At 55.6% G+C, this 20,149-nt stretch carries 18 protein-coding genes; 4 read left to right on the top strand and 14 right to left on the bottom strand.

The features are described from left to right. The 3 genes from ACY692_RS10560 to ACY692_RS10550 form a co-directional block, all read left to right on the top strand. Positions 1–1,692 (top strand): sigma-54 interaction domain-containing protein (locus tag ACY692_RS10560; RefSeq protein WP_462325327.1); only part of this gene is annotated, 1,692 nt, incomplete at its 5' end. Between the two features lie 87 nt (positions 1,693–1,779). Then, on the top strand, positions 1,780–2,343 hold the full coding sequence (locus ACY692_RS10555; protein ID WP_462325326.1) for a Fic family protein: 564 nt from the start codon (positions 1,780–1,782) through the stop codon (positions 2,341–2,343). 8 nt (positions 2,344–2,351) lie between these two features. After that, positions 2,352–2,759: an alpha/beta fold hydrolase gene (locus ACY692_RS10550; protein ID WP_462325325.1), complete on the top strand. Its 408-nt coding sequence runs from the start codon at positions 2,352–2,354 to the stop codon at positions 2,757–2,759. Positions 2,760–3,155: 396 nt separating this feature from the next. Here the strand turns inward: ACY692_RS10550 and ACY692_RS10545 are convergent, their stop codons facing one another. The 3 genes from ACY692_RS10545 to ACY692_RS10535 form a co-directional block, all read right to left on the bottom strand. Beyond that, positions 3,156–4,049 (bottom strand): nickel/cobalt transporter, encoded by an 894-nt coding sequence (locus ACY692_RS10545; protein WP_462325324.1) that lies wholly within the window; start codon positions 4,047–4,049, stop codon positions 3,156–3,158. Next, entirely contained in the window at positions 4,046–4,717 is a 672-nt protein-coding gene (locus ACY692_RS10540; protein ID WP_462325323.1) for a DUF1007 family protein, read from the bottom strand. The genes ACY692_RS10545 and ACY692_RS10540 overlap by 4 nt, the downstream gene beginning before the upstream one ends. A gap of 204 nt (positions 4,718–4,921) precedes the next feature. Then, positions 4,922–6,298, bottom strand: a complete 1,377-nt coding sequence (locus ACY692_RS10535) for an MATE family efflux transporter (protein WP_462325322.1) — start codon at positions 6,296–6,298, stop codon at positions 4,922–4,924. Between the two features lie 148 nt (positions 6,299–6,446). On the opposite strand from ACY692_RS10535, the gene ACY692_RS10530 reads away from it, so the two are divergent. Beyond that, entirely contained in the window at positions 6,447–7,925 is a 1,479-nt protein-coding gene (locus ACY692_RS10530; RefSeq protein ID WP_462325321.1) for a GNAT family N-acetyltransferase, read from the top strand. 114 nt (positions 7,926–8,039) lie between these two features. On the opposite strand, the gene ACY692_RS10525 is transcribed toward ACY692_RS10530, so the two are convergent. The 11 genes from ACY692_RS10525 to ACY692_RS10475 form a co-directional block, all read right to left on the bottom strand. Beyond that, positions 8,040–9,875, bottom strand: a complete 1,836-nt coding sequence (locus ACY692_RS10525; protein ID WP_462325320.1) for a heavy metal translocating P-type ATPase — start codon at positions 9,873–9,875, stop codon at positions 8,040–8,042. A gap of 155 nt (positions 9,876–10,030) precedes the next feature. After that, a complete protein-coding gene (locus tag ACY692_RS10520; RefSeq protein ID WP_462325319.1) occupies positions 10,031–11,044 on the bottom strand; it encodes an ABC transporter substrate-binding protein in 1,014 nt (337 codons plus the stop codon). A gap of 190 nt (positions 11,045–11,234) precedes the next feature. Beyond that, positions 11,235–12,227, bottom strand: coding sequence for a transporter (locus ACY692_RS10515; protein ID WP_462325318.1), 993 nt, complete (start codon positions 12,225–12,227; stop codon positions 11,235–11,237). A 161-nt stretch (positions 12,228–12,388) separates the two neighbouring features. Then, positions 12,389–13,186 carry a DUF4198 domain-containing protein gene (locus tag ACY692_RS10510; protein ID WP_462325317.1) on the bottom strand — a complete coding sequence of 266 codons (798 nt, stop codon included), beginning with the start codon at positions 13,184–13,186 and terminating at the stop codon, positions 12,389–12,391. A gap of 389 nt (positions 13,187–13,575) precedes the next feature. Further along, on the bottom strand, positions 13,576–13,896 hold the full coding sequence (locus ACY692_RS10505) for a hypothetical protein (protein WP_462325316.1): 321 nt from the start codon (positions 13,894–13,896) through the stop codon (positions 13,576–13,578). 183 nt (positions 13,897–14,079) lie between these two features. Then, on the bottom strand, positions 14,080–16,587 hold the full coding sequence (gene feoB, locus ACY692_RS10500; RefSeq protein WP_462325315.1) for a ferrous iron transport protein B: 2,508 nt from the start codon (positions 16,585–16,587) through the stop codon (positions 14,080–14,082). Further along, positions 16,584–16,808: a FeoA family protein gene (locus tag ACY692_RS10495; protein ID WP_462325314.1), complete on the bottom strand. Its 225-nt coding sequence runs from the start codon at positions 16,806–16,808 to the stop codon at positions 16,584–16,586. Before ACY692_RS10495 ends, feoB begins: the two co-directional genes overlap by 4 nt. A gap of 240 nt (positions 16,809–17,048) precedes the next feature. Beyond that, entirely contained in the window at positions 17,049–17,945 is an 897-nt protein-coding gene (locus ACY692_RS10490; protein ID WP_462325313.1) for a GGDEF domain-containing protein, read from the bottom strand. Between the two features lie 19 nt (positions 17,946–17,964). Further along, positions 17,965–18,669 (bottom strand): HD-GYP domain-containing protein, encoded by a 705-nt coding sequence (locus ACY692_RS10485; RefSeq protein ID WP_462325312.1) that lies wholly within the window; start codon positions 18,667–18,669, stop codon positions 17,965–17,967. A gap of 409 nt (positions 18,670–19,078) precedes the next feature. Then, positions 19,079–19,465 carry a peptidylprolyl isomerase gene (locus ACY692_RS10480; RefSeq protein ID WP_462325311.1) on the bottom strand — a complete coding sequence of 129 codons (387 nt, stop codon included), beginning with the start codon at positions 19,463–19,465 and terminating at the stop codon, positions 19,079–19,081. A 104-nt stretch (positions 19,466–19,569) separates the two neighbouring features. Continuing rightward, positions 19,570–19,725: a hypothetical protein gene (locus ACY692_RS10475; RefSeq protein WP_462325310.1), complete on the bottom strand. Its 156-nt coding sequence runs from the start codon at positions 19,723–19,725 to the stop codon at positions 19,570–19,572. Between the last annotated feature and the right edge of the window lie 424 nt (positions 19,726–20,149).

Genomic DNA, 20,149 nt, shown 5'->3' with positions numbered 1-20,149 from the left:
ATGCCCACACCCAAGGACACCGACCTCACTTTTCTGACCGGAGCAATGACCCATATGGGCGAAAGCCTCGACATGCAGAAATCATTGGTCCGGACCTTTGATTTTCTGGAACAGCACTTCCCGATAGAAGCCATTTCTCTGCAGCAGTATTCTTCCAGTCTGCAGAGTTTCAAACTGCTCTTTCTGGTGCGCAAGGGAAAATTCGACTTTGTGGAAATGACCGTTCCCCTGCCCGAGCATGGGGCCGGCGAGGTGCTCCTGCACGACAGTGGCATCGATCCCGTCCGCAATTATCCCGATTATACGAAGACATCCGTGGGACAATTGCACAGTGACGCACTGGCATCCTACGTTCCGCTCAAACCACGCGCCTACTTGCTGGCCATCCTTCAGTCTTCAAACGAGACATTGGGACAGCTCTGCCTCATGGGAACCCGCGTGAACTGCTTCACCCGGGAGCACGAACGAAAACTGGGGCTCCTTGTCACCCCCTTCTCCCTTGCCATGTCCAACCTGCTCAAACACAAGCGGACATTGGAATTCCAGAAGCGGCTGCATGAAGAAAACGTCGAGCTGCACAAGGGATTGCAGCTCATGCGGGACAAACGGGTCATTGGGGACCAGGGCGGGCTCAAGGCGACCATGGACATGGTCTACCAGCTGCGGGGAAGGGAGATTCCGGCCCTCATCCTGGGAGAGACCGGAACCGGCAAGGAACTCATTGCCGAGGTCATCCAGAAGATTTCACCGCGCAAGGATGCCCCCTTTATCAAGGTGAACTGCGGGGCCATTCCCGAAGCATTGCTGGACAGCGAATTGTTCGGGCATGAAAAGGGGGCCTTCACCGGAGCCACCTCGAGTAAACCCGGCCGGTTCGAACAGGCCGACGGCGGTACCCTGTTCCTCGATGAGGTGGGAGAACTCACCCTGCAGGCCCAGGTGCGGCTGCTTCGGGCCCTGCAGAGCAGTGAGATCCAGCGGGTAGGGAGCACCCGATCCACCAAGGTGGACGTTCGGGTTATTGGGGCGACCAACAGGGATCTGGAATTGATGATGCAGGAAGGATCGTTCCGCGAAGATCTGTATTACCGGCTGAACGTGTTTCCCATCCGCGTTCCCCCCTTGAGAGAGCGGACACAGGACATTGCCGAGATGGTCCATTTGTTTTTGGAACGGGCATGCAGGGAGCTCGACATCCCCACACTTCCCCCATTGACATCAGAAACTGTGGAGAAACTTCTGCAGTACGCATGGCCGGGCAATGTCAGGGAGCTGGAAAATCTGGTCAAACGCGGCGTCACCCTCTACCGGGAGGGACCGCTTGTCCTTGATGAACTCCTGCCCCGGGATGCGGGATGGTATGTCGCGCCAGGGCACACGGGGCACAACCGGGACGATCTGGAAAAACTCATCGATGCCCGGGTGGAACGGGTGCTCAAACAACACCTTGCCCAGCTGGAATACGTGTCCCGACCAGGCACTCCCGCCATCCGTCACGTTCCGGAACCAGAGCCCCATGCCCCCGGACTGATGGCATTGGAAGCCGCGACCAAAGGGGCAATACGTGCGGCCCTGAATGCTGCCCACGGGAGGATAAAGGGACCGGGCGGGGCTGCCGAACTGCTCGATATCAATCCCAGCACCTTGCGGGGCAAGATGCGCAAGCTCGGGATAACTTCCACCCCCACTTGACGATCCTTCCTCTTCGAGTGATTCGGGCTCTACAATGATTCAACAAAACAGCCCCGTTATTCGGGTCGGAAGCGACAAGGATACTCTATGAAACAGGATACGAAAAAAGCTGTCTTCATTGCTGAAAAAATGTTTGCCGAACTTGTTTTTGACGTCCAGAAACTCGAGGGAATGCCGTTTACCATGCCCGAAGTGCAGACCTACCTTCAGGGCATCACCGTGGGCGGCCATAAAGTGACGGACGAGGACAAACTGAAACAGCAGATCCTGGGATGGAAACATCTCATCTCTCTGGTCAGGACAGGAGATTTTGCTCTGACCAAAGAGATTGCCTGCTCCATCCAGGAAATCATCGCCAAAGACGAAGCTCTGGAAATCGGACAATTCCGTTCAGGTGGGGTAGGCATTGCAGGTACGTGGTATTCCCCGCCACCGGCGGACAGACTGGATACGCTTTTTAAGGGGATGCTGGAAGAGATCGCGACGGTACCGGATTCCCGAAAGCAGGCATACCGGCTTCATCTTGATTTCGCACGCACTCAGTTTTTCTATGACGGGAACAAACGAACCGGTCTGCTCATGTGCTGCGGCCACCTGATGAGTAACGGGTATCCTCCTGTATCAATACCTGCCAGGCGACTTGCGGAGTAATTTCCCAGATGACCCGAGATGCATTGCGGTTGCTGGATGTTCTGGAAATCCGCCAGGCGGATATAATGGGCTGGTCCAAGGGATCGATCATCGCCCAGGAAATGCTCCTGACATCCCCTGACAGGGTGGGCAAGGCCGTTCTGTATGCAACAGCCGTTGATGCAGAACCGGTCAAGGAAGCGCTGGATGCCATGGCCACTCTGGACAAACAAACATTCGTGGACAGATTGTTCCCCCAGGTGTGGAAGGATCTCAATCCGGATATCTACTCAAGACTGCCCGGCGGCCAATTCCAGAATCCGGCGGTCTTCCGTCTCCCCAAACATTCCCCTCACGATATCATAATGCCTCGCCAGGTCCGCCCCGAATTTTTTGGGAAAAATGGACCGCTCCATGATGGGATCGTACAGGAATGAAAACAGATCCCCCAACCTTGGCTTGGATCGCCGGGGAACCTTCCCGTCCACGCTCACATGATGAATGCCCTGTTTGGGGATAACGGTCGCATTATCCTTGAGCATCTCGCACCTCCGGTTACAATGTCTTCACTGTCCGGTTCTTCAACTCTCCATGAGGATGTATCTTTTCCTGGGAACGCCGACCGTCTGGTCGGCCTTTGGGGCATGCAAGAAGGCTGTATGATTGCGTTGCCTCCCCATCGCTGCCGGACTCGTTGCCGAAGCGTAGACGCATTGCCGAGCAGACGCTCGGCGTTCCCGGGGAGAAAAAATCATGACAATTCCATTGCTGCAGGAACACAGATGCAATACTCGCTTTTACTGCGCCCTGTGCACCGCCTCCTGCGCACTTTTTTACACCATCGCCGCCCGAAAAAAAACAACCCCCAATGCAGCCACAGCCAGCCCGGAAACGACCCCCAAAATCTGCTCCAACCGGTGTGCCCTTTCCGCCGACAGTCTGCCCACACACGCATTACGCCCCAGGACCACGCAGACAACGACCAGCGATACCGTGACCGCCATGCCCAGGGAAATGGCGGCGGCCGCCATGAGTCCCAGGGAAAACACCCCCATGGACAAACAAAAAAGCATGACCATGACCACCCCGGGACAGGGCACCATGCCCACTGACAGGGCCCAGGGCAGAAGCCGCGGATTGCCCTTTTCCGCATCTCCGCCATGGGTTGCGGATTCCACCGGCCGGAACCATTCCCGCACATGAGTGGACACGATCCATGCCCCGAGCAGGGTGATCAGTCCGAAACTGACCAGCTGTGTCGTGGTGGTCACCGAGGCCAGGGTCCCGGTGACGCTTTGCTGGAGAATGTAATGGAGAGCGAGCACGCTAAGCGCCCCGGACACCCCGTGGATCAGGGCGATGGACGCCCCGAACAGGATGCCCCCGCCGATAGAGGCGTTCTGGGACAGGATATAGGTCATGGCCACGGCCTTGCCGTGCCCCGGTCCGGCGGCGTGCACCACCCCGTAGGCAAAGGCGAAGAAAAAAATGAGCGCCAGGGGACGCAGGGAGTTCCCCTGACGGGCCCCGCGGATCAGCCCCCCGAGTCGCTGCCTGAGTTCCTGCTGATATGTGGCGATACGCACGAAAACCCCGGCGGCAGCGGGCCGGTCTGCGGATTCGCGCACACTGGATCCTCCCCCCTGAAAGGGATTGCCCGCTCCGGCCGGGACAAAGAGACCGGCAAGCAGAATCAGGAGAGATGTCATGAAAAAAAGTCTGATCATTGTCGTTCCTTGAAAGTAATGATGAGATCCTGGGGATAAATCTGACCGTAATAAAAGGCGTCGGTCGGGTTCTCTTCGATCTCCCAACCGACATCGAACCGCTCCGCGCCCTCCATGTCCACCGGATCCTTGGCGAACCCTATATCCGTATAATAGGTGTCATCGTACATGGAAAACCGGACGTCCTTACCAGCTGTCGAGGCCCGGACATGACAGGGAATGGAAAAGACATAGGTCATGACCCCGTCATGAAGAGTGGCGGAAAAATCTTTCACAAACTTCACAGCAAAGGCTTTGCCCCCGATACGTATGTGGGTGAAGTACCCGAATTCCCGGAGATTGGAAAAGGCCCCCGTCCTGACACCCTCCACCTCCCCGGGGTCGAAACGATGGTCACCGTTGGTGTCAAAATCATAGGCGATCATATTGCTGAACATCTCGTCAAAAACCCAGCTTACCTTAAAACCGGCCAGACCTGCATCGTCAAAAACCACGTCAACCCTGGCGTCAACATACACATGGGGATGGGCTGCTGCCGGATACGGCATCAGCAAAACCAGGCAGACCAATACCGGCACAAGGGCATTGCAGAACCTGTCCTTCAAGCCCGGAGCGACACAGGTTTGCAAAAGGGACAAAAAGGGAAACAACCGAAGAAATATTCTCATAAAGCGAGCACATCCCTGAAAGCTGCGTCAATCCACAACCATTTTAAAATATGAGGTGTTGGGAACTGGAACGATCGCTCCCCGGGAACACGGGCGTCTCTCCCGCTCCTTCATTTCCGAGTATGGGGAGCGGCAATCGACAACCGGAGTATCTTCAACTTCCTCCGATAAGACAGCGCATTAACGGCATCCGACTGGGGTTGCTCAATTTTCTATCACCGAAATATCGAGCCACGAGCCGTTGCAAAATCGCATCGTGAATACGACCGCCAGAAAGCTTGAATATGCCAAAAGACATATCCACGGAAGATGGATATTCATCACCCTGTATGTATAGAAAAGACACAGAGGGACAACCATGCAGCATACCGAAGCAGTGAGCATGCACAGCATGATGAATCGGGTGTCACCGGCTCCCTTCAGGCTTCCCATGAATGTAATGCCGATCGCATCGACAAGGGTGAGGGCCGCAACATATTGCAGGAGCTGGGCACCCAACACGGCAACATGGCTAAAATCGGCAGGCGGATCCTGTCTGGTGCGAAACAGATTGATAAACACATCCGGAAACAGCAAGAAAAGAACGCCCATGCCTGCCATGTAGAGCACGGCAATGTGCAAAACACTGTGCGTAGCATACCTTGCCTGATCGGAACGTTGGCCGCCCATGGCCTGCCCGACCATGATGCCGACAGCAATGTGCAGGCCATCCATAGGGAGGAAAGCAAGCGTATAGATGGATACGGCAATATTGGTTGCAGCAAGCTCCACCTCCCCAAGCCTGCCTACCATGAAGACGAAAAAGGAGACCGCGAACATATCTACAAAAAACTGCACGCCGCCCGGCACCCCCAATTGCATGAAACGCTTGAAAAGGGCTGGGTCAAATCGAAACGCGGAGTACACCTTGTACCGAGACTGATTGACAGGACGAAAAGCCATTGTTCCCAGACAAACAGCCGGCACCGTATAGCCGATCACGGTAGCTATCCCGGCTCCGACAATGCCGAGCTCCGGAAACACCCCCACGCCATTGATCAGACAATAATCAAGTGGAATATTCAAACCGGCGGCAAGGATGTTCACGATCATCACCGGCTTTGTCTTGCCCCTTCCCGAAAAGAAGCACGAAAAGCAGATGCCGACCAGAAACGGACCGCTGCCAAGAGCCAATATCCGAAAATAGGCAATCTCCAACTCACGCACCGCCGGCGGATGCCCTGCCCATTCAAAGAGGGGACCGGCAAGAAGCCAGAGGGACGCGAGCACGAATCCTGCGGGAACTGCAAACCATATTCCCTGCCACAAAACCGAACCGATACGATCATCCTGCCCGGCCCCGGCGTACTGAGAAACAAAAACGCCAATATACTCGGCAACACCAAAAAAGAACGACAGAAAAAGAAATGCAGCGAGACTCGCCGGCAGGGATGCCGCAAGCGCATCAAGGGAGTAATTTCCAAGAAAAATACGGTCAGTGAATGTCATGACCATGGATGAAAGCATGCTGATTACGAGCGGCAAACCGATACTCAGGGACTCTCTGTATCCATTCGTTGCTGCCCAGCGAGAAATTTTCATCTGATTGCCTTGAGTGATCATTTACAATGGACGGCCACCCACCGACGGCCAAGAACAGATCTCCTTTAAAAAAGACGGCATTGCAAGCTCTTGCAAAACAATGCATGGGCACGAAAAAAACGATTCCAACAACGTGGGTATACAATCAATGAAAAGAAACGACTCCGTTTCGATCACCCTCCCGGCAAACGCCCTCCATATCCCCATTGCCGTATTTGCTGCCAAACACTGTGCTACCAACACAGGTTTTTCCAACAAGGACACCGGCCGCATCTGTCTCGCCGTTGAAGAAGGAATAAACCATGCCCTTGAATTTGGCTATGGGGGAGCCCGCGAGACCATTCGGGTTGACATGTTCCGGACCACGCTTGGTTTGCGACTGACCATTCAGTTCCATGGGCTCCCGCTGGAGATCGAAAAACTGCCAAAATATGATCCGACCTGGGCTTCGGAGCATAGGGATACCACCGGAATAAGCCTGCTGCTCATCGAAAAAATGATGGATGCAAGTTCCTTTTCTTCACTGCCCGGCGGCATGCAATCCGTATCCATGGAAAAACATCTCCCGGCACAAATGGTCAGCGAGCAACCTGTCCGGATCGTCCCCCCCCAGAAGCAGGAATCCACAGCCAACACGCTCCGCCTCTCCCGGCCGGACGACGCCGAAGGGATCTCGCGTCTGGCTTTCCAGTCCCATGGAGCGGTGCTGTTCAGCGAACACATCTACTATCCGGACCGTGTCAGGCAAATGATCCTCTCGAGGGAAATGACTTCTGTCGTGATAGAGGCGGACGATACGGGAGAAATAATGGGACACGGCGCACTGCTTACCTACGCGCCGGACGCGCTGGTGGAAGAACTGACATTCGGATTTGTCGCTCCCCGGTTCAGAAGCATGGGATGTGCGTCGGCCCTGGCCGAATTTCTGGAAAAGGACGCGCGCAAACGCAGAATATACGCCATTGAAGTTTTTGCCGTGACCAACCATGTTCATTCGCAAAGGGCCATTCTCGGCCACGGATACAAGGAATCCGGCATACTCCTGGACTCCAGCCCGGCCTCCCATTCCTGGGGAGAAAAAGAGTCCTCAGATCGAAAACGCATTGGCAATATTATTTTCACCAAATATCTCGAACCGTTTTGCGACACAATGTTGTTCATACCGGATCACCACAAGGATATGATCCAACGGATATACACGCACCACGATATCGCAATCCGGGTCGGTGGATCCCAAAAGGGCTCGACCGAACAGAGTCCGGAATCGAACATATGGACACTCTCCGACCTCAAGGAAGGATGGGCCTTCATCGGCATTGTCGAATACGGAACAGACACGGCGGCACAGGTCGGCGAAAGATTGCAGCACATCTGTACTCAAAATGTAGCCTCCATCCAGTTGGCGCTTCCACTCGGAAAGCCCAAGACACGATCCATGGCGGCCACATTTGAAGACATGGGATTCTTTTTCGCTGGAGTCGGTCCGGACAACATGGGCAGGGAGAATCTTGTCCTCCAATACATCAATTCGACTGAAGTCGACTACGAGTCCGTCAAGGTTCATTCCGGATTCGCCCATGAAATCAAGGAATATGTCCGAACCTGCGACCCCCGCATCATACCATGATATCCAGACCACAGTGGAGAATGCAATACTCCCAGATATATCCACGGAAGATGGATACTCATCATTGCGTATGGTTGCGGATTGTACCCGACCTATGGTTTGAACTCCGACAAATCAATCCGGCCCGCCTGCCAGCCGGGCCGAATTGGCCACCACGAGGACCGAACTGAGATGGTGGACCAGGGCGGCCAGCCATGGCGTGAGCACTCCCGAGGCAGCCAGGGTGATGCCCACGAGATTGAATCCGATGGCCCAGGCATAATTTTGGGTGATGATCCGGCTAAGCTTCCTGCCCGTAGCCATAATGGTCAGGATGCTGGCGGCGTCCTCGCGCATGACAATAATATCCGAGGATTTGACCGCCAGATCCGCCTTGGCCCGGCCGATGGCGATACCCACGTCGGCTGCGGCCAGAGAGAGAGAATCGTTGATCCCGTCCCCGACCATGAGGGTCACACCCCGCTGCTTCAGCATCCTGACCAGAGCGGTTTTTTCATCCGGCTTCAGTCCAATCCGGTATCCGTCCGCGCCGATCAAGTCAGCGACCCGTTTGGCCCCATCCTTTTCATTGTCCCCGGTAGCCAGTTCAATCCGCCTGACACCCATGCCATGCAGCCTGCGTCCCAGATCCGAGGCAGCATCTCGCAACTCCTCCTGCAGGATGAACGCCCCGGCCACCCGGGAATCCACGACCACCCAAGTGACCCGGCCACCGATCGTTTCGGCCGGCAGATCGATTCCCAGGGACCGGAGCGTGGACGTTCCTCCGAGAATGACCTCCTTCCCCCGGATTACCGACCGGATACCCATGCCCGGCAGATACTGGGAGGATTCCACGGGGAGGGCTTTGATCCCCCGGGCCGCTCCATGGGTGACAATGGCGTTGGCAACGGGATGGGTGAATCCCGACTCGATGGAAACCCCCAGGCCGAGCAGCTCCTCTTCCGACATGCCGAAAGTTCTGACTGTTTCGACCCTCGGTGTTCCCAGAGTCAGGGTTCCAGTCTTGTCCAGGACCACGTTGGCCGCCCGACCGGCCAGTTCGAGTCCTTCCCCGCTGCGGACAAGAATGCCCCGCCTGCTCAGCCCTCCGATGGCTGCGGCAAAGGCCGTGGGCACGGAAAGGGCCCAGGCGCAGGGACAGGCCACCGCGGTCACTGCGGCCATGCGCATCAATCCGGTGACGTACTCCCCGGTCACCGCCCAGGCAACCAGGAAGACTCCTGCCGCGAACACGACCACCCCGGCAATGAAAAACTGAGCAACGGTCTCGGCCCTGCGCTGCGTCCTGGATTTATGCTCCAACGACTCTGCCATCTCCCGGGCCATGACCTGAATGAACCCCTTGTCCCCGGATTTGGAAGCCCTGATCCTGAGTTGTATATCCATAGCCATGGAACCGGACGTGACCGGTTCTCCGGTCTTCTTGTACACGGGAAAGGGTTCTCCGGTAATCACGGCCTCATCCACCGAACCTTCGCCCTGCACGACCACCCCATCCACCGGAATCATCTCACCCTGAGGGACCAGAACCTCATCTCCGGCTCGAACCTCCTCTACGGGAACCTCCCGGACCGCATCCCCGGAAACGATCCGGACCCGGGTTTCCCGCTCGCGGGTCAGTGTCTCGATCTTCCGGCGGGTTCTTTTGATGATCGTCCAGGAAACCGCCAAACCCATGCTGATGAACCAGGCCACCAGAGCCCCCCCGAGGGGTCTACCGGCCACCCAGGAGACGACCATGACCGTTACGACCAGAAGGTCCGCCGTAACCTTGCGCATCCTGGTCAGGGCCGTGAACATGGCCCTGATGTACATAGCCAGACAGACACCGTAAAAAACCAGTCCGATCCATCGGGCCGGTGCTGGCCCGGCCCATGCATCCCAGGCCAGCCCCAAAACCGCCGCCAGGGCGACGATCGTCCGTATGATAAATATTCGAGCCGACATACCATCCTCGCAGTGCAATCCGTTGGAGTGGACGATTGGAAATATGCAGAGCCGGTTCGGGAAATCCGTCCCCGAACCGGCTCTCACCTGCCCCCCAGCCGATCACCGGGCAACAGCGTTATGTCCATGGACCCTGCAGGGTCCATTCTGGCGCTTTACCGGGCCAGTGCGACCGACCACTTTCGCAGCAGCACCGGATACTCGATGACGCTGGAGTCGATATACGCGGGCAGACCGTACACGGCCATATCCTTGATCGCCTTGACGTTTTTGAGTTCCGGATTTTTCTCGGCATACCCCTGGATCGCCTTCTGTACGGACAGGGCATCCCCCACGGCAACGATCACATCGGGATCCGCCCCGATCAGGGGAGAAAGATCAAACCCCTTGCGCGATTTCTTGACCATATAGTGCCCCCTGCACGGTCCGGCGTGTTTGGGATTGAAGGCCTCGCCCACGTTGGTGCATCCCAGAGGTTTGAGCATGAAGGTGTCCGCATACATGCCGGGAGCTTCCACCCGCAACAGGCTCTTGCCGGAAGAAGCCTGATACACCCCATTGATAACGACGACTTTTTTATTCAACGGACCGGCAGGGAGCATCTTCTTGGTCATGGCCATATTTTTGCGGTACTTCCTGACCAACTCATCGCCCTTGGATTCCCTGCCAAAGATCCTGGCCGTCTGGGCGATGGCCGACTCGATGCCGTTGGAAAAATCCACATACTCGATCTTTGCGTCCGAACCCTTGAGTAGGGGGAGAACATTCTCGGGATGGACTGTGGGCATGTACAGACAATACGGTTCGCTCTTCTCGATGATGACCCGTTTGATGCCCCGCTTCTCAATGGCTCCAGGCACGGCATTTTTCCGTTTGGTGGTGATGCATCTAGGGCATCCCAGTGGCTGGGAAACCATCTTGATCTTTTGCGCCAGAGGCCAAAGAGAGACACGTGCGGACATGGCCTCGGGCAATACGCCGAGATTATAGGCGATATCAACAACCCGATCACCGATGACAATGGCCTTGACCTTCTGGGACGGCGGCGTTTTGGAACACGCGGCCCTGGCGGTCCCCGACCAGACAAAAAACAAAGCCAGACACAGCAGACATAGATTGCGGACCGCATGGGGCCTTGTGACGGTATTTTCCGTAGACAGATTTCTCATACTCTTTCTCCGTGATTCTTAGGTTAAATGTAGTTGCAAAAAAATCTATACTATTTTGACAGCACATCTTGTAGGGGCACGGCGTGCCGTGCCCGTTTTTGCAGTCCCCCGGGAGGGGCTGCAAAAACAGTCTTCGGAATTCAAATAGATACTAGGAATTTATGCGATAACGCTTATACTGTGCATTGCCTCAGAACTTCATGGCCAGCTTGGTGACAACACGGTAATCCTCAGACAATTGCTCGCCGTTCAGATCCCGGTACACGGTGATGGGCACCCCCACATCCAGATGGATACCCTTGTACAGCTTGAAATGGACTTCAGGCGTGATGAACACCGTGTGGCCACCGGTATGCTGCTGGGTTTCTCCGGCCAGCTTGCACTTGCTCTTGACCTCGCCGTTGAGTTCAACACCCATGTCGAACCAGTTGCACAGGGCGAACATGTACGCGGCATTGTACTTAAAAACATCGGAGCCCTCGAAGTCGTCCTCTCCCCGTTCACCCTCGGTGGACATTTTGTACATAAAATAGGTGGACATCCAGTGACGTCCCATGACCTTGTGAACACCCAGTTCAAAAATGGGGTTCCAGGACCCCCAACCGGTCTGCAGATAGCCGGGGCAGGCTCCGGCATCGTCCTCTTCGTCCGTGGTCCCGGTAGGCATCTCAACCCCCAGGCCGATGGCCAGATTCAAAGGATCTTTCTTTTTCTGGGACATGACCCGGTACCTGCTGACAAGCTTGATGTCGCCGAGCCCTGAATTGCTGTCCGTAAAACTCGCCTTGGCCGATTCCCGTTTGAGTTCCTTGTCCAGAAAGGGAACGACCAGCCGGAAATCGAAATCCTCAAAAATCCCGGCCCGCAGGGTGAGCTGATACTTGTTCAGGGTCTTTTCCGTGCATTTTTTTCCTTTTTGCCCGGGCTTGAGACGTTCGTAACCGGTTTTACTCGTACCATAATAATACTGGTCTGCGATCATATAGGTATATTTACCCACAATCCCGTACTGCCCCTTTTTATATACTCCACCATTGCTTGAATTAACCGGACCAACAGGCTTGGGCCCCTTGGCATTGGGGCACACAGCATCCTGGGCCATGGCCGAAACAGCCATAAACAGACAAAAAACAAGGGCCATAACAAAGGATATGGGTAGAATCCGGATTTTCCTGTTTTGCATACTCTCCACGCGTTTCTTCCTCCTTGAATTATTATCAAAAAAAAGAGGCACGACCGACATCGCAACATACGATGTCGTGCCGTGCCTCCACTTGCTCCGCCTTGTATCGGAGCCCGTAAGGCAGCACCGCCCTGAATTATCGTGCTAATTAGTTCCGCAATTTATTTCATGTCTTTGGCCTGTACCCAGATGACAGCGTCCTGGGACAATTCCTTGCCCTTGTAGGAATCCTTTGGACCTGCGCCCAGAGCGGCAAAACCCCACCACCCTTCTTCTGGAATGCCGAAAGTGAACACACCGTTGGCGTCGGCCTTGATCCCCATGGTCACGAAACTGTCCTGGGGTGGATCGACTTCGGCCTTTTTGGCAAAAGCGTTCCCCGCCATGATGGGGGCATGGTTCAGGTATTCCACTTCGATCTCGGCATAGGGAACGGGCTTGCCGTTGCCCATGACCACGCCGGTGAAGGTGCTTCCGGCCCAGATGGAGTAGGGCTTGTTCAGGGGCATGATCTCTGCGGGCAGACCGAGCATGGTTTCCCAGTCGGTGGGAGCGCCGGCCACGTTGGCCACTACCTTGGTGAACTGCTGGATATAGGCGTCTTCGGACCCTTCATAATAGGGTGCCGGGGAAAGTCCGAAGACCCAGTCACCCATGCCGCGCATCTTGTAGGAAAATTCATACCCCTTTCCCGAATTGGTCAGGCTGGTCCAGGTGATGGGCTTGAGCAGGCTCTGAATGTCCTTTTTCTTGCCTTTGTGGAGAACGACGAACCCCTCGGGAGTGCCCATATCCATGGTGTGACCGGCCTCGAAGGGATGGGTGAAAACCACCTTGAAGGGCACGGTTCCACCATGGGCCAAGGCGGATTCAGGGGTATAGATCATCTGGAAATGGGCCAGGGCCGGGCTTGCGGCCAGCATCATCAATCCTGCGAGCAGGAAAATCATTTTTTTCATAGCGATATCTCCTTTTTTTGTTTGATTGGTACATCTTAAATAGACAGGCAAAACTCAAACGTGACACCTTGCCACGCTGTTCGGCACATGCTGATACGGCGAACCCTTATCCGATACAGCGGAATGACGGGTCCGATCCGAGAGACCCTGAAAAGGATGTGCGAGACAGCATCCTCAGCGTATGGGGAGACAAGGCATGCCTTGTCTCTACGGGTATACGGATAATTCCGTGGTTGCAGGGTTTATGGGGATTTGCACAGATAAGAACGGGTGCGCCTGGTGTTTCTGTTTTCTCCCGCCTCCCGGGGCTCGTCCAAACGGGCAGAAACGGGTTCTGCCCCTACGGCTCAGGGGATAGACGCCGGGGATCCTTGTCCGCGCACGTTCACCTATTCGACGATGGCATCGCCTTCAACAGTGACTTCATGTCCCGGCCCGGCATCGAAAACCACGTTGTAACCATCGCCGGGAATATCAAAGATAAATTCGCTGAATTCGTCCATCTTGCCTTTCAAAAGGACGGTACCGTCCTTTTTTTCCACCCGCATTTCAACACCGGCTGCCGAAGAACCATCGGAGAATCCGCCTTCGCAGGTTCCGGTCCCGTCACCGTTGTCGTAGCAGGAACACAGGGGGGTGTGGGCAAGGGCCTGGCCCAGACCGCCGAGAAACAGGAACAGCATGGCACTGACACAAACTTTCTTGAACATCGTACAACTCCTTGTATGTTTGTTGATTGAACTTCCTTTATGTATCTCCTCTCTGCCCCTTTTTTCCTGCCGCGCCGTTGGAGCGGCGCGGCAGGGGAGGACGATACGTGTATCGCCCAACAGGTCGGAGGTCGGGTAGAGGGGGGCAACCGGTTCATTGGTTTTTCCGCACGGGGGTCCCGATCAGACAGTGGCCACCGGCGCCCCCTTGCCAAGAGCCACACCCGCGGTATCACGTTTGGGATTCACAAACCCCATGGTGATGGCGAACGCCAATGCCAGCCCGTAGAAGGCGAACATGGCTTGCAATCCTGTCAGTCCGAGCAGGGTCCCGCCGGAGAAAATGAGTATGGCCACGCCCAGTCCCAGAACCATGGGATAACTCATGGCAAAAACCATCCACTTGGCCGATCCCGTCTGGAGCTTCACGGTGATGGCCGTTGCAATGCACGGGGGATAGAGAACCATGAAGAGCATCAGGGCCAGGGCGTGCAGTGGGGTGAATCCTTTTTCCTGACTGGACATGCGCTGCTCCAGGGTCTGACCACTATCGCCATCTTGCTGGTACAGGGCCCCCAAGGTGGCTACACTGCTCTCCTTGGCGGCCAGGGCACTGAGCAGGGCCACATTGACCCGCCAATTGAATCCGGCCCACTGGGTCACCGGCTCCAGACTCTTGCCCATGCGGCCGAGGAAGCTGGTGTTGATACGTTCCTTGCGCATGTCCATGAGCAGTTTCTTGCGCACCCGGATCAGCTTCTTGGCCGCCCGGTTAACCTTCTTGCCTTCCACGCCTTTTCTTCTGACGATTTTGAAAAAATCGGGATTCTCCTGCTCGAACCTGACGTTCACGGCCTTGGCCGCGTCCCCGCCGCCCGCATTCAGACGGGCCGCCTTATACCCGCCCCAATAGTTCACCAGGGCCATGAGTCCCCCACCCTGGAGCGTCTGGGCATAGGCGGTATTCCTAATCTGCTTGTTGAATGTAGCCACGGCCTTGTCCTTTTTGGCCGCATACGTATCCATCCGTTCCTGGGGAATACCGGGGAACTGGAGCAGGGCAAAGATGACCACGGCAACGGCCGCGACAATAGAGGTGATCTTCTTCATGAACAGCCACACCCTCTCCACGGCCCTGCCAAGGACCCCTCGCAGGGTGGGCAGGTGATAGGGAGGCATCTCCATGACGAACGGCGCACTCTCCTTGTCCTTGAGCACGGTCATGGTCAGGATCTTGGCGATGGGCAGGACCAGAAGCAGGCTGATGGTGGAGATGAAAAACATGGCCAGCCCCTTGTGGTCTGCAAAATAGATGTTGATCAGCAGGACGTACAAGGGAACCTTGGCCAGACAGTTGAGCATGGGAATGATCAGAATGGTCGCAAACCTGGACCGTTCGTCCGGAATCCCCTTGCAGGCCATGACTCCGGGAACCGCGCACCCGCCCACATAGATCCCGCCCAGCACCATGGGCAACGTCGACTGGCCGTGCAGACCGAACTTGTTCAGAAGCCGGTCCATGATAAAGGCCATCCTGGGCATGTACCCGCTGTCCTCGAGAATGGCGATGAGCCCAAAAAGTATGAAGAAGATAGGAATGTAATTGAGCAGGGCGTTGACACTGTCCACAAACCACAGGGCGAAGGAACGGATGAGGGGGATCTCAATGAATCCCGGGGCCGGGGTGATCGCCTCGGTCACGCTCCGGATCTTGGCCAGCAGGGGCCAGGTATAGTTGGTCAGATTGTACCCCTGGACGATGGCCAAGTAATACAGAAGCCAGATGATACCAACGAGGGACACCGGTCCCAGGACCTTGTGGCAGACAACGCGGTCGATCCGGTCGGTCAGTGACACTCTGGGCTTTGCGGCCGTTGTCGCGCACGCGGCAAAAATCTCGTCGGCGGCCCGGTACCTGGAATGGGCCACATGCATCTCAGACGCCATGTTTTCCTGTTCCTCGAACCTTTTCCGTTTGTCCTTGACCTCCTGCAGAAAGGTATCCCCGAAAGGATGGGCACGGCCGACACGGGTCTGGACATCCCCATCCCCTTCCATCAGCTTGATGGCCAGCCAGCGGAGCGGATAGTCGGCCTCCAGGGTCGTTTCCGAACGTAATTCGTCCCCGATCTCTTTGAGGACCGGCTCCATGGGCCCGTAGTCCACCTGAAAGACGGGTTTCCGTCCTTCTTCGGCGGATACGGTATCAATGGCGTCGAGCAACTCTTTCTTTCCCTTCCCGGACTTCATAGTCGTCGGAATGACAGGCATACCGAGCTTGTGCCCCAATTCCTTGTCGTCGACACGCATACTCCGGCCCTCGGCAACGTCCATCATGTTCAGATCGAGGACCATGGGGATATCCATCTCCATGATCTGGAAGGTCAGGTACAGACAACGCTTCAGATTGGACGCGTCCATGACATTGACGACCACGGAAGGCTTTTCATGGAGGATAAAGTCCCTGGCCACCCGCTCTTCCGGCGAGTACGAGGTCAAACTGTATGTTCCGGGCAGATCGACCACCTCGGCCTTGATCCCGTTATGCCTGTACCACCCGGTCATCTTGTCCACGGTCACACCGGGATAGTTGGCCACGTGCTGGCTGGCCCCGGTCACCCCGTTGAACACGGTCGACTTGCCACAGTTGGGCTGTCCGGCCAGGGCTATGAGACGTTTCTTGGCTTTCATCGGGAAGTCACCTCGATCAGACGGGCCTCTGCATGTCGCAGGCTCACGCTGTATCCATCCAGTTCGACCTCCATGGGATCTTCCAGCGGCGCATTCCGGACCACCTTCAAGTCCAGCCCCGGGTATACCCCCATGTCCAACAACCGTTGCCCAAGCCTGTCTGCGACCGATAATCTGCTTATAGTGCAACGCACCCCGGGTTTCATTTCATCAAGCGTCATGACACTCATCCTCCTGTCATTGTACAAAAAAAAAGACGCACCAGGGCATTTCGCCCAAGTAACGCCTCCACTTTCCCCGCGCGCATCGGCCGGGAACCGTAAGTCATTCCAAGGTTATTTAGAACATTCTAATTCAGAGAGCGATGCCTAAATCGGAGTTTTTCAATCCGTTGTCAAGTTTTTTCGCAACATTTTTTCATTTTTTCTGTTACAGATTTCAAATACCGGTCCGCAGCAGCCTCACGTGTCAAGAAGCACGACTCCTGAATCATCCCCGCCCCGCACACCTTTGGCCTGCTTGGCCAGATACAGGGCCTCGTCCGCCCTGTGGCAAAGGCCATATGTCCCCTTCTTGCCTCCGGCCGAACGGGAAAACATGGCCCCCCCGACACTGACGGCCACGCCATATGCATTCTTTGCGAACCGAGATCTGATCCTTTCCGCTATCCTCTGGATGGTATCCCGCGTTCCTCCTACCAGAATAAGCCCGAATTCATCCCCCCCGTACCTGAAGGGAAAATCATCATTCCCCCGGGTACACTCCCTCAGGATCGAGCCCATGGACGCGAGCAGTTCGTCTCCCACCGGGTGCCCATGGGTATCGTTGACCCGCTTGAAGTCGTCCAGATCGAGAAAGAGCAGGTAGAAAACCCTGTCCGGACGATCGGCCCAGGCGATGCGTGCGGTCAGCTCTTCATCAAAGGCCCGACGGTTGTACACACCGGTGAGCTGATCCACATGGGCCAGTTCACGATACCTGGACATATCCTGTTTGGCGGCGGACAGACATTCGCCCGCGCTGACCCGATAGTTGGTGACCACGCGGGACAATGCATTGAGAGCCCGCTTGAGCAGGAGCAGGTCGTCTTCCTCCTCGGTCTGGTTCGGAAGGCTGGTGAACAGGGGCGCGCCCCCTTCCCGGAGAGAGGCTACGAACGTACGAACTTCCCGGAGATTGGCCGCGACCACAAACCGGATGATCAAACGGGAAAGCGGAACGCACAGCACAATCTGGGCGATCAGCCACAACGTCAGCAGGTCGCGCCCAAGCTCCATTCTGCCGTCATAGAGTAGGCAGAGCAGTCCGAAATAGGGACAAAGGGCAAGAACAAAAGCGAGGATCGCTCGTCTAAACAAGATTACAGGCTCCAACATGTTAGGCCGTGACGGCCGCAGAGGAACAATTCAGGTTCTGACCCAGGTAATAGGCATGGATCCGTTCAATATTGCGGGTAAACACGTTGACCACCAGGGGACAGAACTGGGTTTCAACATTGTTGAAAATTTCCATGGTGGCTTCGTCGAAGCCCATCCCCTTACGGTACGGCCTGTCCTGGAGCATGGCGGACAACGAATCCGCCACGGCGATGATCCTGGCCCCGAAAGGTATATCCTTGCCGACCAAACCTGAAGGATACCCCTTACCATCGTACCGCTCATGATGATGGAGAATGATATCCTGGATACTGTTCTTGCCCTTGAAGATCTTGATGGGCGCGACGATCCGGGCACCGATGACCGGGTGGGCCTTCATCAGCCTCCATTCCTCTCCATTCAGTGGCCCCGGTTTTTTCAAAATAGTGTCGGGTAGCCCCATCTTCCCGATATCATGGAGATGCCCGGCCACATGGATGAGTTCGGCCCGCCCCCTGTCAAATCCGAGCCCCTGGGCCAGAATAAGCGCCACATCCGCCACCTGTCTGGAGTGGTCATGGGTGGTTTCATCCCTGGCGTCCAGGGCCAGCCCCAGAGACTCGGCAAAATCATGGATCATTCCCGAACACGCGCTCACGGCCGGGCAATCTTTGATATCCCGGACGTCCAGACAGTCCAGAGTGTGAAGAGATGGTTTTTTTGTCATGCCGTTTCCTACCTTATGCTCTTGAAAAAATTTGCAGTACATCCTGATGGCTTTAGTTTTTCGCTCCTGATTTCCAAACGACTCCGCCCATGCAGATATAGAAAGGGCTTTAAAACCAAGTTAGGCTTGGCTAATTTTTAACGGATTTGCTGTCAAGAACATATTCAAACGAACCGAGTACACCGTACGGTTTAAAGCTTCAGATACATACGTTTCAGCTTAAAGGATTGTCCTTGGTCGTGAACAGCCCGTGCAACTTCTGGGAGCGCCGACGTCCCCGCCCCTGCAGAACACCAGCCTGCAGGTATCGCCAAGCACCAGATCGCGCAGGGGAATGTCCTCCCCACGAGGCGCCTGAGCATGTCCGCCCGGACCTCTACACGGACCCATTCATTGTCGGACCTGTCCATCATTCCCCCACGGCCATGGAAATATCTTTGCGGCACCCCTGGCAGGCAATCCCCCTCGCAGCCTTGGGGCATTGTCTTTTTTTGTCCGCAGGAACGATGATCACCCGGCTCCCGTTGGGGGCGATCCCGAACCCCTTGGGACCCTTGAAGTACAACCGGGACGGTGGAACGGCCCGCAAATCCATATGCGTCTTGAAGGTATGGCACCCGAAGGGGCACAGTTCCCCAAGATGGTGCGTATCGATGAAAATACGGCCCGTACCGTTGTTTTTGTCCGTGATAAGATTGATCAGCTCCCACGCCGCATTGCCGTTAAAAACCCCTTCCGGACGGATATGCAGATTGCCGTGACTTTCCCTGTGTGTCATTTTGGAATGTGAATGCATGGTTCATCCTCCCGTTTCATTTGCTCATTGTATCTGTGTCGGGATCAATTCCGAGTTGATGTCATCCATCCCGACGCAGCCCTTTTTTCAAACCGCCCAGCCGATCACTTCCTGGAACGCAGGATCCGGTCGATCTCCAGGGTGACCGAGCTCTTTCCCAGCCGGGAACGGCAGTTGAAACGTCCGCATTTTCCGGTTTCGATCCCTTCCACGACGTCATTCATCCACTCCGCCTTTCGACGCTTTCTCTCCATTTTCATACTCTCTTCCCTGCGCGCGTCCGACCCACGCGCTCCCGTTTGATACGATTTCCGGCCGATTCCCTTCGGATCGCCACCGGGTGTTGCAACACAAAAAAAAAGCGCACCGCAATTTTTCTGGGTACGCTTCACTTTTTCCACGGGAATATCCCTGAAAACCGTAAGTGCATCTCTATCACCTTCGAAAAGGTCGAGACGCACTTTTTTGTTTTACATCTCTAACTTTTGGAAGAAAAAAATTCGTCCGGTTTCCCGAACGTTTTTTATTTTGGTAAGCTAACTTAGTTTTAGTTGTCAAGCATTTTTTTCAATTCCTCGCTCTTTTAGCCATAACCACAAGAAATATATACATGTTAATGCAACTTAAATTCCTTTGCTTCAATTGAGGACCATGTCGGCCCGCTCTTCCCCGCGGATGACCTGG

It is taken from the genome of Desulfoplanes sp. (assembly GCF_054921335.1).
This window is presented reverse-complemented; position numbering and strand designations above follow the sequence as displayed.